This is a genomic window from Parasedimentitalea huanghaiensis, from assembly GCF_009753675.1.
In the GTDB taxonomy this organism is placed as follows: Bacteria; Pseudomonadota; Alphaproteobacteria; order Rhodobacterales; family Rhodobacteraceae; genus Parasedimentitalea; species Parasedimentitalea huanghaiensis.
Map to the genome: position 1 here is coordinate 15910 of NZ_WQLV01000011.1, position 15810 is coordinate 31719.

15 protein-coding genes are annotated in these 15810 nt (G+C 54.1%); 4 read left to right on the top strand and 11 right to left on the bottom strand.

The features are described from left to right. Positions 1 to 204: 204 nt before the first annotated feature. The 3 genes from acs to GO984_RS16445 all read left to right on the top strand — a co-directional run bounded on the left by acs (position 205) and on the right by GO984_RS16445 (position 3470). Complete coding sequence (gene acs, locus GO984_RS16435; protein ID WP_157023712.1) at positions 205 to 2163, top strand: acetate--CoA ligase; 1959 nt, start codon at positions 205 to 207, stop codon at positions 2161 to 2163. A gap of 10 nt (positions 2164 to 2173) precedes the next feature. Then, positions 2174 to 2857, top strand: coding sequence for an adenylate kinase (locus GO984_RS16440; protein WP_157023713.1), 684 nt, complete (start codon positions 2174 to 2176; stop codon positions 2855 to 2857). A gap of 112 nt (positions 2858 to 2969) precedes the next feature. Further along, on the top strand, positions 2970 to 3470 hold the full coding sequence (locus GO984_RS16445) for a flavin reductase family protein (RefSeq protein ID WP_157023714.1): 501 nt from the start codon (positions 2970 to 2972) through the stop codon (positions 3468 to 3470). 17 nt (positions 3471 to 3487) lie between these two features. Here GO984_RS16445 and GO984_RS24000 read toward each other — a convergent pair whose 3' ends face one another. From GO984_RS24000 to GO984_RS16490, 9 genes are all read right to left on the bottom strand, one after another. Next, a complete protein-coding gene (locus tag GO984_RS24000) occupies positions 3488 to 4573 on the bottom strand; it encodes a 4Fe-4S binding protein (protein WP_157023715.1) in 1086 nt (361 codons plus the stop codon). 207 nt (positions 4574 to 4780) lie between these two features. Beyond that, positions 4781 to 5764, bottom strand: coding sequence for an ABC transporter substrate-binding protein (locus GO984_RS16455; RefSeq protein WP_157023716.1), 984 nt, complete (start codon positions 5762 to 5764; stop codon positions 4781 to 4783). Between the two features lie 192 nt (positions 5765 to 5956). Next, positions 5957 to 6802, bottom strand: coding sequence for an ABC transporter permease (locus GO984_RS16460; protein ID WP_157023717.1), 846 nt, complete (start codon positions 6800 to 6802; stop codon positions 5957 to 5959). Then, positions 6799 to 7728 carry an ABC transporter permease gene (locus GO984_RS16465; protein ID WP_157023718.1) on the bottom strand — a complete coding sequence of 310 codons (930 nt, stop codon included), beginning with the start codon at positions 7726 to 7728 and terminating at the stop codon, positions 6799 to 6801. Before GO984_RS16465 ends, GO984_RS16460 begins: the two co-directional genes overlap by 4 nt. Further along, positions 7725 to 8183 (bottom strand): GNAT family N-acetyltransferase, encoded by a 459-nt coding sequence (locus GO984_RS16470; protein WP_209279431.1) that lies wholly within the window; start codon positions 8181 to 8183, stop codon positions 7725 to 7727. The genes GO984_RS16465 and GO984_RS16470 overlap by 4 nt, the downstream gene beginning before the upstream one ends. Beyond that, positions 8176 to 8985: an ABC transporter ATP-binding protein gene (locus tag GO984_RS16475; RefSeq protein ID WP_157023719.1), complete on the bottom strand. Its 810-nt coding sequence runs from the start codon at positions 8983 to 8985 to the stop codon at positions 8176 to 8178. Before GO984_RS16475 ends, GO984_RS16470 begins: the two co-directional genes overlap by 8 nt. 57 nt (positions 8986 to 9042) lie before the next feature. Next, complete coding sequence (hydA, locus tag GO984_RS16480) at positions 9043 to 10500, bottom strand: dihydropyrimidinase (protein WP_157023720.1); 1458 nt, start codon at positions 10498 to 10500, stop codon at positions 9043 to 9045. Positions 10501 to 10513: 13 nt separating this feature from the next. Further along, entirely contained in the window at positions 10514 to 10858 is a 345-nt protein-coding gene (locus tag GO984_RS23850; protein ID WP_342448103.1) for a barstar family protein, read from the bottom strand. After that, positions 10855 to 12105, bottom strand: coding sequence for a Zn-dependent hydrolase (locus tag GO984_RS16490; protein WP_157023722.1), 1251 nt, complete (start codon positions 12103 to 12105; stop codon positions 10855 to 10857). The genes GO984_RS23850 and GO984_RS16490 overlap by 4 nt, the downstream gene beginning before the upstream one ends. A gap of 227 nt (positions 12106 to 12332) precedes the next feature. Here GO984_RS16490 and GO984_RS16495 point away from each other — a divergent pair, with 227 nt between their 5' ends. Further along, positions 12333 to 12950 (top strand): TetR family transcriptional regulator C-terminal domain-containing protein, encoded by a 618-nt coding sequence (locus GO984_RS16495; protein WP_157023723.1) that lies wholly within the window; start codon positions 12333 to 12335, stop codon positions 12948 to 12950. Positions 12951 to 13031: 81 nt separating this feature from the next. On the opposite strand, the gene preA is transcribed toward GO984_RS16495, so the two are convergent. After that, positions 13032 to 14336 (bottom strand): NAD-dependent dihydropyrimidine dehydrogenase subunit PreA, encoded by a 1305-nt coding sequence (gene preA, locus GO984_RS16500; protein WP_157023724.1) that lies wholly within the window; start codon positions 14334 to 14336, stop codon positions 13032 to 13034. A 55-nt stretch (positions 14337 to 14391) separates the two neighbouring features. Next, positions 14392 to 15726, bottom strand: coding sequence for an NAD(P)-dependent oxidoreductase (locus tag GO984_RS16505; protein WP_157023725.1), 1335 nt, complete (start codon positions 15724 to 15726; stop codon positions 14392 to 14394). Between the last annotated feature and the right edge of the window lie 84 nt (positions 15727 to 15810).

Consider the following 15810-nt stretch of genomic DNA (forward strand, 5'->3'; position numbering starts at 1 on the left):
GGAAATTTCAGCGCTTTTTAGATTTTGTTTACAGCCAAGTGAATTCATCGGAAAATCGTTTACAAGCAAATCGTTATTTTCCCGTCGCTTATTCACATATTTTCAACCTGCTCTATGATCATCGCCGAGGATGGAAACGGTTTGCCAGCCCCGCTCATTAGCGGTCGATTGGTAAGCTGATAAAATATTAGGGAGGGACCCAGGATGACCACGCAACACGAGAGTGTCGTTTATCCGCCGTCGGCCGAAACCGTTGCCCGTGCGCATGTAGATGCTGCCGGATATGAACAGATGTATGCGGCCTCGATTGCTGATCCTGAAGCGTTTTGGGGCGAACAGGGAAAGCGCATTGATTGGATTAAGCCCTATAGCCAGGTGAAAGACGTCAACTACAACTTTGGCGAGGTCTCGATCAACTGGTACTCAGACGGCGCTCTGAACGTGAGCGCCAATTGCATCGACCGCCATCTTGCGACCCGTGGCGATCAGACTGCTATTATTTTTGAGCCTGACAATCCAGACGAGCCAGCCCAAAACATCACTTACAAGCAACTGCACGGCTCTGTGTGCCGGATGGCCAATGTTTTGACCTCGATGGGTGTGACTAGGGGCGACCGTGTCATTATCTATATGCCGATGATCCCAGAGGCAGCCTACGCCATGCTGGCCTGTGCCCGTATTGGCGCGATTCACTCGATTGTTTTTGCAGGCTTCAGCCCGGACGCCCTGGCTGCGCGGGTAAACGGCTCTGATGCCAAAGTTGTCATCACAGCAGACCACGCCCCACGCGGCGGGCGTCAAACACCGTTGAAATCCAATGCTGATGCAGCGTTGTTGCATTGTAAGGAAGACGTGAAATGTCTGGTGGTCAAACGTACAGGTGGCCAAACCACTTGGATTGAGGGCCGTGACTACGATTACAACGCATTGGCTGCTGCAGCAGACGATAGCTTTGCACCAGTCGAAATGAACGCCGAAGATCCGCTGTTCATCCTTTATACTTCGGGTTCAACCGGCCAACCCAAGGGCGTGGTACACACCACTGGTGGCTATTTGGTCTATGCGGCCATGACCCACGAGATCACCTTTGATTACCACGATGGCGACATCTACTGGTGTACGGCTGATGTAGGCTGGGTTACAGGACACAGCTACATCGTCTATGGTCCATTGGCCAACGGTGCGACCACACTGATGTTTGAAGGTGTGCCCACCTATCCTGACGCCAGCCGGTTCTGGCAGGTCTGCGAAAAGCATAAGGTGAACCAGTTCTACACCGCTCCCACTGCGCTGCGCGCCTTGATGGGCCAAGGCAACGAATGGGTCGAAAAATGCGACCTATCCAGCCTACGCACTCTGGGAACCGTGGGTGAGCCGATCAATCCCGAAGCCTGGACCTGGTACAATGACGTTGTTGGTGGCGGTCGCTGCCCAATCGTTGACACGTGGTGGCAGACCGAAACTGGCGGTCATTTGATGACCCCCCTGCCCGGTGCCCATGCAATGAAGCCCGGTTCTGCGATGAAGCCTTTTTTTGGAATCGAACCAGTTGTTCTGGACCCCACCTCGGGCGTTGAAATCAAAGGCAATGATGTCGATGGCGTGTTGTGCATCAAAGACAGCTGGCCCGGCCAGATGCGCACTGTTTGGGGGGACCACGAGCGGTTCCAGAAAACCTATTTCGCCGATTACAAGGGCTACTACTTTACCGGTGACGGCTGCAAACGTGATGCAGATGGCGACTACTGGATCACCGGCCGTGTTGATGACGTGATCAACGTATCCGGTCACCGCATGGGGACTGCCGAAGTGGAAAGTGCCCTGGTGGCCCATGTTGCCGTCGCCGAGGCTGCCGTGGTTGGTTATCCGCATGACATCAAGGGTCAGGGCATCTATTGCTATGTCACCCTAATGAACAATGCCGAGCCCAGCGACGACCTTCTGAAAGAGCTACGGACTTGGGTACGCACCGAGATTGGCCCGATTGCCAGCCCAGACGTGATCCAATGGGCCCCTGGCCTGCCCAAAACGCGTTCAGGCAAGATCATGCGCCGGATCTTGCGTAAAATCGCTGAGAACGATTTTGGCAGCCTTGGGGACACATCCACTCTTGCCGACCCGTCGGTGGTTGATGATTTGATCGCCAATCGGGCTGGAAAATAGGAGGATGAGTATGGATGCGGAAGTTATTACTTCGCCCGCGGTTCTAATCTTGCTCGGCCCCCCCGGTGCTGGAAAAGGAACTCAAGCTAGAATGCTAGAAGAGCGTTTTGGTCTGGTTCAACTATCCACAGGCGATCTTCTTCGCGCCGCCGTGGCCCAAGGCACCGAAGCTGGCAAGGCAGCCAAGGCGGTTATGGAAGCTGGCGATCTGGTGAGTGATCAAATTGTCATCGACATTCTGCGAGACCGGCTGAATGCCGATGATTGTGCAAAGGGTGTCATCCTTGATGGCTTCCCACGTACCACGGTACAGGCTCAGGCGCTGGATGATCTGTTGGACGAATCTGGCCAACAGATCAATGCTGCGATCAGCCTCGAAGTGGATGATGCTGCGATGGTCACCCGGATTTCTGGTCGCTTCACCTGTGGCGGCTGTGGGGAAGGGTATCATGACACGTTCAAGGCGCCGGCAAAGGCTGGCACCTGTGACAAATGCGGTAGCACCCAGATGAAGCGTCGCGCCGACGACAACGCTGAAACGGTCGGATCGCGCCTGGAAGCTTACCACGCGCAAACTGCCCCACTGATTGCCTACTATCAGGGCAAAGAAGTGTTGAAGTCAGTAGACGCGATGGGTGAGATCAGCACCATTGCTGCAGCAATGGCTACATTGACAACTCAAGCCATGAATTGACGCTGACGGCCCCCACATTGATGGGGGCCGTATTGGCATCAGCCTCAATATAGTGGACAAACCTTTGTCCTCATGTCAGGTCAGCTGGTGGAACCAAAGAAGAGCGCGCGGCATGTCCGAATCCAATTTTACGCCCGGACCCGACACCGTCCGTGCTTACCGTGATGCACTGGGCTGTTTTGGCACTGGCGTAACGGTTGTAACAACTCTGACGCCCCGTGGCCCTTTGGCCATCACAGCAAATAGTTTCACCTCAGTGTCGATGGACCCTCCTCTACTGTTGTGGTGCCCGGCAAAGAACTCGCTGCGCCACAACGCCTTTATAGATGCAGACCATTTCACCATTCATATCATGGGCGAAAATCAACTCGATCTGGCCAAGCATTTTGCTTGCAATGGTGAAGATTTTGAACCGGTAAGCTGGCAGCCCAACGCTGTGGGTACTCCAACACTACCTGATTGCATTGCACGGTTTGATTGCCGACATTTTGCCCACCACCCAGGCGGAGATCATTCGATCCTGATAGGGGAAGTTCTGTCAGCCACTACCCGGCCTGGAAAGGGACTAATTTTCAAACAAGGGCTTTATGGCGGATTCTTAGAACAGAACTGATATTCCGTTTCTGTTCACTATAGCAGTTGCCGCGACACCTGCCGCGGTTTGATCATCAGTGGCGCGGGCTTTGTGTTGCCGCCCTGTTGTTTCTGAATTTGACAGGAATGACACAGAGGGATCAATTCCTGGACTTCCTCCGAAGCCCGCACCCCTTTGCGCCCCCAAATCCGGGCTAACAATCTATCCATCATAGATTTTGCAACAAAAGGCACGCCACAGGATGTACATCTAAATGGCTCAACCTGATGTAATACCTGCTGTGTGTCCGCGCTTGGTTTAGGATCAATCCTGGGTCTTAATTTTAGCGCATCCTCGGGGCAGATGGACTGGCACATCCCACATTGGATGCAGCGGCTTTCTACGAATACCAGCTCACACTTATGCTCGCCAATCGAGAGCGCATCGGTTGGGCATAACCACACGCAACTTTGGCACATTGTGCAAGCCGACAAATCTAGCTCCACTGTTCCATAGGGAGCATCCTGCGGAAGGTTCAATGGCTGATGCACCCCTGGCATCAATACCGTCGCACACGCCCGCGCTGTTGCACGGCGGTTTGGGCCTGGAACGGGCCTTCTATAGGGCCAGCGTCCGCCAGTCCTAGGCAGTTTCGCCATAGAATTGCGGAGCTCCAACTGGGACACAAACAACTCTAGCCGCTCTTCACCTCCCATCATCTGAGCCAGTTCAACTTCTTTACTCTGATCCGCCGCTCCATGCTCAAATGGCAGTTTCTGTAGAAAAACAAAGTCAAACCCAAGCGCTAAGGCCAACAACAGGTCCACATGACCGATCCGCTCTAAGTTACATATTTGAACCGCATGTACCCAAGCTGATTTGTTAAACCACTCCGCCTGGCTCACGTCAGAATGCCCGGCCTCAGTATGCAATATCAAAATGTGAGTCCGCTGATCTGATTTACGCTCTTCGATTGCCACCTCGCATAGTCCCAATAGAGGCAAGGCAGCTTCCCCAGCTGTAGAATGATATACATCAACAGCTGAATTATGTTTCCGAACCCCCGCGCGTAGGCAAAAATCACTGCCAGTGGTCGTGCTGGAATGGCAAAGACAGACACCGGATCGTTTCCAGTCGGACATGCTTCCCCCTTCTGGGTTGAAAGACTTCCCGAGTTCAGGCGAACGATATAGTTCGCTCTGCTTTAAACGTATCTAGAACTCATCTTTAGCAACTCAAGGGTGTGCGGTGCCAAAAATTCAAATTTTTGTTGATTTTTGACAAGTGACCCGCCGTGAGGGAACACGGCGGGCCAGTTCGATTTGAGACTACTCAGTTTTTGATTGGCTTCAGTTTAGTGCAGCATCTGTGATGGAATGCGTCCAGGCACCTTCCGGTATTTTAGTAATCACTGGGTCCGAACCTCCGCCGAGCAATGTAGATACGGTGCGGTCAAAGTCTGCAGGATCCAGAGACCCGTTGCTGCCAGCGGTCAATTTGGCAATTTCCGCCATCATGCGCTGCTGATGTGCCTCGGTTTGTGCACCAGATGCATCGTTGTCCAATACGATGTCAGCGGCCTCGCTGGGGTTGGCTTCTGCATATTTCCACCCCTTCATCGACGCCCGTACAAACCGAACCATTTTGTCCTGGAATGCCGGATCTTCAAGATTGGCTTCTAGCGCATAGATACCGTCTTCCAGCGTTGCTACCCCCTGGTCTTCATACTTGAAGGTCACAAGTTCGTCCTCAGACACACCAGAATCCAGAACCTGACCGTATTCGTTGTAGGTCATTGTGGAAATACAGTCAGCCTGACGCTGCAGCAGTGGGTCAACGTTGAAACCCTGCTTCAGTACGGTCACACCATCTTCACCACCATCGGTGCTGATGCCCTCTTTGCTCATCCAGCTCAGGAAGGGGTACTCATTGCCATAGAACCACACACCAATTGTCTTGCCCTTGAAATCCGCCGGGCTGGTGATGCCGGTGTCTTTCCAGCAGGTCAGCATCAGTCCCGAGGTTTTGAAAGGCTGGGCGATGTTCACCACAGGCAGGCCTTTTTCACGCGCAGCCAGTGCCGAAGGCATCCAATTCAGCATTACGTCAGCGCCGCCACCAGCAAGCACCTGAGGCGGGGCAATGTCCGGGCCACCCGGCAGGATGGTCACGTCCAGATCTTCCTCGCCATAGAATCCTTTATCCAGCGCGACATAATAGCCAGCGAATTGTGCCTGTGTCACCCATTGTAGCTGCAGACGCACCTCATCGGCGGCCTGCGCAGTTCCCGCAGCACCCAGTGCTACAGCAGCAGCTGTCAAAATGTGTTTCATTGGTATTTACTCCCTGTGGTTATGGTCAAAGCTTGCAAGAATTTGACCATCCGTTCAAAGTTTTTCTTATCCCTATGGCAGAGCGCTTATTGCCTTGCCCGTGTTTTAAGCACGAATAGCCGAAAAACGACTCCGGAGTGCCCAACCGGTTCTACAGCCCCCCTCCTCAAAGGCGCTGTAGTATCTCAATCCTCAACGCCGCTGCGACGGGTGCCAGAATGTTAGCGACTTCTCGACCAGCGCAACCGCACCGTAGAACATTGACCCTGCCAGCGCCGCCACAACGATCTCAGCCCAGACCATGTCCAGCGCCAGTTGCCCCACGCTAGTGGATATTCTGAACCCCATACCTACCGTTGGGGAACCAAAGAATTCCGCCACTATGGCGCCAACCAAGGCAAGCGTGGTTGAGATCTTCAGGCCGTTAAAGATAAACGGCAGCGCTGCAGGCAGGCGCAGCTTGAAAAAGCTCTGCCAATAGCTGGCGGCATAGGTCTGCATCAGGTCCCGCTGCATGGCGCTGGTTTCGCGCAGGCCAGCCACTGTGTTCACCAGAACCGGAAAGAACACCATCACAACCACAACAGCCGCCTTGGAGTGCCAGTCAAAACCAAACCACATCACCAGAATGGGTGCCGTACCCACAATCGGTAGGGCAGCAACAAAGTTGCCCACCGGCAGCAGCCCACGACGCAGGAAATCGCTACGGTCCATCACGATCGCCATCAGGAACGCAGCAGAGCAACCAATTACGTAACCACTCAGAGCGCCCTTCACAAAGGTCTGTAAGAAATCTTCCCACAGCTTGGGCAGATTGGCACCAAAGGCGGATGCGATATCAGTTGGCGCTGGCAAGATGACCAAAGGAACCATAAGCCCGCGAACAAGCAGTTGCCAAACCAGCACTAATGTGAGGCCAAAAATCACTGGGACCAGAAGCTGCACCTCACGTGTTGCCGCATAAGACCCATTGGCCAGACGACTGTTCAACCACCAGCCGCCACACCAGACGAGAACTGCTAAGATAACCAAGATCATGCGCCCATCCCCATCCGTTTCAGAACGGATCGTTCAATCAATCCCAACAGCGCCACCAGACAGGCTGCCAGAATGGCTGCTGCAAACAGAGCCGACCAAATCTGCACTGTCTGGCCATAATAGCTGCCGCCCAACAGGCGCGCACCCAATCCAGCCACAGCCCCAGTTGGCAGCTCACCCACGATTGCACCGACCAGCGAAGCCGCAATACCGATTTTCAGTGAAGCAAACAGATACGGCATCGAGGCAGGCAGCCGCAACTTCCAGAACCCTTGATTGGTGCTGGCGTTATAAGTACGCAGCAGGTCCAGCTGCATTCCATCCGGACTGCGCAGCCCCTTGACCATGCCAACAACCACAGGAAAGAAACTGAGGTAGGCCGAGATCACCGCCTTGGGTAGGATTCCTTGTACTCCAACCGAATAGAGCACCACGATGATCATCGGCGCCAGCGCAATGATCGGAATGGTCTGGCTGACAATAGCCCAGGGCATCACTGACATATCCATAACGCGCGAATGCACGATGCCAACCGCCAGCAGAATGCCCAAACCGGTGCCAATGGCAAAACCCAGTAATGTGGCACTCAGCGTCACCCAGCCATGATAGAACAGGCTGCGTTTGGACATCATTTTTCCCTTCAGAACCATAGCACCGGTCGTCTTCCACAATTCCTGCGCAACCTGATGCGGAGCAGGCAGCCGTGGTCGATCCTGTGCCCAAGTGGCCGGGATGGCAAAGCGGTTGTCCAGCACCAGTCCAAACTCTCCCAAGTCCCGACGTTCTTTTGCGCCGGCTGGGGTGACTTCGGCGCCAGCGCGTTCGGCTTCAGTCAGGACACCTTTAATATTCATTGGCAGACAGGCCGCATACCAAAAAGCGATAATTACAGAGAGAACGGTGAGGACGGCTATCAAAGTTTTCATGAATGCCACTCCATCCGAAGCTCACGGATACCCGTTGGCTCGCGCCCCTCAAGCGAAAAAAAGGTGCTCGGCTTGCCTTCATCCAATTCGCCCACTGGCTTAAAACCTTCACGCAGGTAGAACTGCTGTGCACGCTTGTTTGGCACGTGGGTGTTCAGTGATAGAAAATCTCGCCCTTTTTTGGCTTGATCCAACAGCGTCTTGCCAACACCAGTACCAGGATGTGCGCAATAAAAACCCCAGATATGCTTAATCTCCACTTCCAAGGAGAGATATCCTTGGACCGGATCACCAGACACCCAGATTTCACGCAGCGCTAACCCTTTGCTCAGCGAGTTCTCGATCTCTTCAGACGGTAAGTCACGCTGCATCCACTCGGTGTGGTCAATCCAACCGTTCACGATGGCGGCCATCCCAGCGACATCGCTCAGCTCTGCTCGACGCACCTCAGTCATCCGAGTGCCCTGCCCGCAAACCTTCTCGCACGCGATGGGCGATTTCGATAAACTCTGGGCTGTCACGAATATCCAGTGGCCGCTCTTTTGGCAGCGGGCTCTCGATGACGTCCGTAATCCGCCCTGGTCGTGGGCTCATCACAACAATCTTGGTCGACAGATACACCGCCTCGGGGATCGAGTGGGTGACAAAGCCAATGGTCTTGTTGGTCCGCGCCCAGAGTTTCAACAGCTGTTCGTTCAGATGGTCACGCACAATTTCATCCAACGCGCCAAACGGTTCGTCCATCAGCAGGATATCCGCATCAAAGGCCAACGCCCGTGCAATGCTGGCGCGTTGCTGCATACCGCCAGACAACTGCCAGGGGTATTTGCCACCAAACCCTGACAATTCAACAAGTTCTAACACTTCGTTAACGCGCTTCTCCTGTTCCGCTTTCGAATATCCCATAATCTCTAGCGGCAGCTTGATGTTACGCGCGATGTTGCGCCATGGGTATAGCCCCGAGGCCTGAAACACATATCCATAGGCACGTTCACGGCGGGCCTCGTCCGGGGTCATGCCATTGACGGTGATCTCACCACCTGTGGGCTGCTCTAGCGCAGCCATAACCCGCAGGAACGTGGTCTTGCCGCAGCCCGAAGGCCCGATAAAGCTGACAAAGTCACCCTTGTTGATGGTAAGGTTCACATCTTTCAGCGCCTGCACCGGTCCGTCATTGGTTGGGAACACCAGATCCAGATTCCGGGCTTCGACGACGGCGTTGGTAGCATCAGCCTGGGTAGTCGTTTCAATATTCATTCTATTGCCTTGATAACACTGGGTATTGGGCCGCCATTTCCAGCGACCCGCCGCTGATTAAACGCCAGTTGCCGGAATGCCCGAACGCTCCACCGGGCGTGGCGCTGTCAGCTCTTTCCAGGAACTCAACGCCTTGTTGACCGTTGTATTTGCCTCGCGCGACACAAACTTGCCGTGGCCTTCCTGACACCGGATCTCGCCATCGTGTACCGCAACATGACCCCTGGTCAGAGTAAAGCGCGGCAAACCCTTAACTTCATGACCCTCAAACACATTGTAATCTATCGAGCTTTGCTGTGTAGAGGCCTGAATAGTTTTGCTTTTCTCGGGGTCCCAGACAACCAGATCGGCGTCTGCTCCAACCAAAACCGCGCCCTTTTTGGGATAGCAGTTCAGGATCTTGGCAATATTGGTCGAGGTTACCGCGACAAACTCATTAGGCGTCAGGCGACCTGTGGCCACACCGTGAGTCCACAGCATCGGCATCCGATCTTCTAACCCGCCTGTTCCATTGGGAATCTGTGTAAAGTCGCCAATGCCATTGCGTTTCTGCTCGGTGGTAAAGGCGCAGTGGTCAGTTGCCACAACCGACAAGGACCCAGACTGCAGACCCGCCCAAAGACTGTCCTGATGCTGCTTGTTACGGAACGGAGGCGACATCACGCGGCGTGCAGCATGATCCCAATCCGGGTTGAAATACTCGCTCTCGTCCAGTGTCAGGTGCTGGATCAGTGGTTCACCCCAAACCCGTTTGCCCTGCATCCGTGCACGGCGAATGGCCTCGTGACTGTCCTCACAGGATGTGTGTACTACATAGAGCGGCACACCGGCCATATCAGCAATCATAATCGCCCGATTGGTGGCTTCACCTTCGACTTGTGGAGGACGGGAATAGGCATGTGCCTCGGGCCCATTATTGCCTGCTGCCAACAGCTTAGCGGACAGTTCTGCCACCACATCGCCATTCTCGGCATGCACCATGGCAATCCCGCCCAACTCGGCCAGACGTTGGAATGACGAATACAACTCATCGTCATTCACCATTAACGCGCCCTTGTAGGCCATAAAGTGTTTGAAGGTGTTGATGCCACGTTCCTGAATGACGGTTTTGATGTCGTCAAACACCTGCTCGCCCCACCAGGTCACGGCCATGTGGAAGGAATAGTCACAGTTGGCACGGGTCGATTTATTGTCCCACCGCTTTAGCGCATCCAACAGGCTCTCACCGGGGCTTGGCAGGGCAAAGTCCACCACCATAGTGGTGCCGCCAGCTAGACCAGCCCGCGTGCCGCTTTCAAAATCATCCGAGCTGTAGGTACCCATAAACGGCATCTCGAGATGGGTGTGTGGATCAATCCCACCGGGCATCACGTAACAACCGGTTGCGTCCAGCTCTTCGTCGCCTTTTAGATTTGGGCCGATCTGGGTGATCACCCCGTTTTCAACTAAGACGTCTGCCTTGTAAGTGAGATCCGCAGTAACAATCGTGCCATTTTTGATGACTTTCGTGACCATGATGGTCTCTCCCCTAAGCGTAATAAGAAAGAGCCAGTACAGCCCCTTCATTTTGTTCGATGCGCCGCCAGTTCACAAATGCAATCATTTCTTGAAATGCCGCCCATACCTCTGGACAGCGGGTTGCCCAACTCGAGGCTTCAGAAACTTGCAGCGTAAGCGTAGCGCCTTTTATAACCGTAACCGAACTTAACCCGTCTTCCGGACAATCCACACTAGTCATACAGTCAATCCAAGCGTTACCGTTTCGGCCATAGAAAGCCGGGAACCCCATTTTGGTCGAGAACTGATCGTGGAAACTTGACCAGTCGACAACAGCACTCCCGTCGATTTCGACAACTTTAGAAATTGAGTTCACTCCACAATTTCCGCCGTCTCCACCACCGCATGGAACAACACATTGGTTCCAGCGGCTGCCCAATCCGGGCTAATCTCTTCTGCCTCATTATGGCTCAGCCCATCCACACAGGGGCACATCACCATCGCCGTTGGGGCTACACGGTTGATCCAGCAAGCGTCGTGGCCAGCCCCCGATATCAGATCGATATGAGAATAGCCCAGCCGGTCCGCTGCATTACGCACCGCGGTGACACAGGTGTCGTCAAATTTGACCGGATCAAATCCGCCAACCTTTTCAAACTCAACCGTTACGCCCATAGCGTCTGCAATGTCCTGAGCCTGCTCGCGGAAATTCAGTTCCATATCTTCGATCACCTCCAGCTCGGGGCTGCGGAAATCGACGGTAAAGGCCACCTTTCCGGGGATCACATTGCGCGAGTTGGGGTAGACATCGATATGTCCTGCCGCACCGACAGCATGCGGGGCATTGCGCCAGGCAATCTCATCCACCGCCTCCAGCATCCGCGCCATGGCAAGGCCGGCATTGCGGCGCATTGGCATCGGGGTGGACCCCGTGTGTGCATCTTTGCCGGTCACAGTCACCTGGGTCCAGCTGAGCCCCTGACCATGGGTCACAACCCCAATGTCTTTCTCGTCTGCTTCCAGAATTGGGCCTTGCTCAATATGCAACTCAAAGAAGGCATGCATCTTGCGGGCACCAACTTCCTCGTCGCCACGCCAACCAATGCGGCTCAGCTCATCGCCGAACTTTTTGCCATCGGCATCTTCGCGATCATAGGCCCAGTCTTGGGTATGAATGCCGGCGAACACCCCAGATGACAGCATCGCGGGCGCGTATCGCGTGCCTTCTTCGTTGGTAAAGTTGGTCACCACAATGGGGTGTTTTGTTTTTATATTCATATCGTTAAGTGACCGGAGGACTTCCAACCCGCCAAGCACACCTAACACTCCGTCATACTTACCACCCGTTGGCTGGGTATCGAGATGTGAGCCAACATAAACCGGCAACGCATCTGGGTCTGAGCCTTCGCGGCGGGCAAACATATTGCCCATCTGATCCAGCCCCATCGTACAGCCAGCAGCTTCGCACCAACTTTGGAACAGGGCCCGCCCCTCACCATCCTCATCTGTCAGCGTCTGGCGATTGTTACCCCCGGCGACACCGGGCCCGATCTTAGCCATATCCATCAGGCTGTCCCACAGCCGTTCGCTGTTGATTGTTAGATTTTGACCAAGCGCAGCCATGGTGTGATCCTTCCCCGTCTGTCCGCCTTTTGGCGGTATTGTTTTGTTAGCCCATCCGCATGTCGCGGCTTTGATTTGACCAACTGGTAAAACTCACGCTATCACGGGTCAGGCACTAGTCAAGAAATTGCGGCGCTACAGCTGGAAAAACCCCAAAAAACATGGGGAAATGTTGAATTTTGAGGCATCACTGGGTCGCCGCCCGAGTCAGGACCAAAGACACTGCTATGACCAAAGACCGCGCACCCACCCGGATCCAAAAAAAGAATCGCGCTGCCATTCTCGAGGCTGCACTGGAAGTGTTTTCAACTCACGGTTTTCGCGGTGCAACGGTGGATCAGATTGCTACCGAAGCCGGGCTGAGCAAACCAAACCTGTTGTACTATTTCCCTTCAAAAGAGGCCATTTTCAACGAATTGATGGCCCAACTTCTGGGCACCTGGCTAGACCCCTTGCGATCCCTAGACCCCGATGGCGATCCATTGGAAGAAATCCTGGCCTATGTTCAGAGAAAGTTACAAATGAGCCGCGATTTTCCGCGTGAAAGCCGCCTTTATGCCAATGAGATCGTACAAGGTGCCCCGCGTCTACTGGGTACAATTGCCACTGATTTGAATGCTCTGGTGGAAGAAAAATCCGCGCTTTTGCAACGATGGATGCAAGCTGGAAAAATCAACTCTGCACACCCAAAGCATCTGTTGTTTTCGATCTGGTCGCTAACGCAGCATTATGCAGATTTCGATGTTCAGGTTCGTGCCTTAATGGCTGGTGAAGATCCATTTGATGCAGCTCCCGAATATCTGGATACCCTGTATCGGCGTATGTTAACTCCATCAGATAACTAACAAAAAAGGGCGACCCTCTCGGACCGCCCTTTCTTACATCTGAGTTGGTTTTGCCGATAACCGCGGCTATCAGCGTTCCCCTTATTCGGCTGCAGTTGCTGAGGGATTGTTGGGATGAGTGGTCCAATTGGCATAGTCTTCTGAAACGACTTCACCCGTCCGCTCATCCAACTGGCCAGGGGCGACTTGTTCCATCGTAATACAGTTCTCGACCGGGCAAACACTCACACACAGGTTGCAAGCAACACACTCATCATCCTTGACAGTGAAAACTCGGTCTTCGGACATCGCGATCGCCTGATGCGACGTGTCTTCACATGCTGCAAAACAACGACCACAGCTGATGCAGTCGTCCTGATTGATCACAGCCTTGGCGACATAATTCAGGTTCAGGTACTGCCAATCTGTGACATTCGGAACCGCCTGCCCCATGAAATCCGCAATCGACGCATGACCTTTTTCGTCCATCCACTGTGACAAACCGGAAATCATCTCTTCGACAACTTTGAATCCATATGTCATCGCTGCGGTGCAGACCTGAACATTGCCAGCGCCCAATGAAATGAACTCAGCGGCATCGCGCCAGTTGGTCACGCCACCAATTGCCGAAATTGGGAGGCCATGGGTCTGCGGGTCGCGCGCAATTTCAGCAACCATGTTCATTGCAATCGGCTTAACCGCTGGTCCACAGTACCCACCGTGCGTCCCCTTATCACCAATGGTTGGATTAGGCGCCATGATATCCAGATCAACGGAAACAATCGAATTGATGGTGTTGATCAGGCTTACAGCGTCTGCTCCGCCGTTCTTTGCCGCACGGGCAGGTTGACGAATATCAGTAATATTTGGTGTCAATTTTACGATAACTGGCTTAGAATAGTACTTTTTACACCATTCGGTGACCATCTGGATATATTCCGGGACCTGGCCAACAGCCGACCCCATTCCGCGCTCGGCCATGCCATGCGGACAGCCAAAGTTCAGCTCAATGCCGTCAGCACCGGTGGCTTCAACCTTGGGCAAGATGTCCTTCCAGGCCTGCTCTTCGCAGGGCACCATCAGCGAGACAATAATTGCCCGATCTGGATAGTCTTTCTTGACCCGGGTGATCTCTTCCAGGTTCACCTCCAACGGTCGATCCGTGATCAACTCGATGTTGTTCAACCCCAGCAAGCGACGATCTGCGCCAAAGATCGCGCCATAGCGGGGGCCATTCACGTTAACCACCGGAGGTCCTTCCGAACCCAGCGTTTTCCAAACCACGCCCCCCCATCCGGCTTCAAAGGCGCGGCGCACGTTGTATTCCTTGTCCGTTGGTGGCGCGGAGGCCAGCCAAAACGGGTTGGGAGATTTGATCCCTAAAAATTCTGATGTCAGATCAGCCATTTATCTGCTCCTTGAATTGCTAGCTTGGGGCACTTCAGCAGGCCCCAAGGCTTGCTCAGCCCATCAGGCTGGAATGAATATCCATTGCGGCATCGCGACCTTCGGCAACCGCTGTCACTGTCAGGTCCTCGCCGCCCGAAGCACAGTCGCCTCCTGCCCAGACTTCTGCAACCGACGTGCGGCCTGTGTCGTTGACCTTGATCTTGCGCGCCTCAAGAACCAAACCTTCCGGCTGACCTTCCAGAGTTTGACCAATCGCCTTGAACACCTGATCAGCTGCCAGACGCAATGTTTCACCGGTGCCAGACACTTTACCATCAACAATACTGGTGTACTCTAACTCGATCTCACTGGCTGCGCCTTCGCCATGCACCGCGACAGGCATAACGTTGAACATCAGTTTCACCCCTTTGGACGTCGCCAGATCTTGCTCAAAACGGCTCGCCCCCATGGCGTCCTGTCCACGGCGATAAGCTATAGTAACATTTTCCGCCCCAAGAAGCTTCGACTGCACCGCGGCATCAACTGCTGTCATACCACCGCCAATGACCACGACGTTGCGCCCAACTGCCAATGTAGACAGATCGGTTGCTTGGCGTAGCTCAGCAATGAACTCTACTGCGTCTCGGCTTCCGTCTTTGTTTTCACCAGGTGCGCGTAATGCGTTAACACCGGCCAGTCCAATTGACAGGAACACTGCATCGAAGTCTGCTTTCAATGCGTCCAGAGTTAATCCAGCCCCCAGACCATCGCCATGTTTAACGCTGATGCCGCCGATCTGCATCAGCCAGCTGACCTCACGCGCTGCGAAATCATTGGTGCTTTTGTAGGCAGCAATACCAAATTCGTTCAACCCGCCAGACTTGCCCTTCACTTCATGAACAACAACCTCGTGCCCCAGCATCGCCAAGCGGTGCGCGGCGGACAGCCCGGCCGGGCCGGCGCCTACAACGGCAACACGCTTGCCAGTGCTAGCAGCACGTGCGAACGGGTGCCCACCTTTTGCCATCAATGCGTCAGTCGCATAACGTTGAAGGCGACCAATCTCGACCGGCTTGCCTTCGGCTGTTTCCCGAACACAGACCTCTTCGCACAACGTCTCGGTTGGGCAAACACGGGCACACATTCCGCCAAGGATATTCTGGTCCAAAATCGTACGCGCGGCGGCCTCGGGGTTTCCGGTCTGAATCTCGCGAATGAATTGCGGGATATCAATGCTGGTTGGGCATGCGGTCATGCAAGGCGCATCATAACAAAAGTAGCAGCGATCTGCTGCGACTGATGCCTCGTGCGCGTCATAAGCAGGATGCAAATCGCCGAAGTTATCGACAATATCTTGGCTGGACAAACGCCCTGCCTGAATGCCGGATGCCTGATGGCTACTCGCCATTGGGTGTCTCCCTGGATGTGTTCTTGTTGCATCCAGAGTGCCACAATTCAATTTTTTATCAACTGGTAAAATTTTGAAACAGGG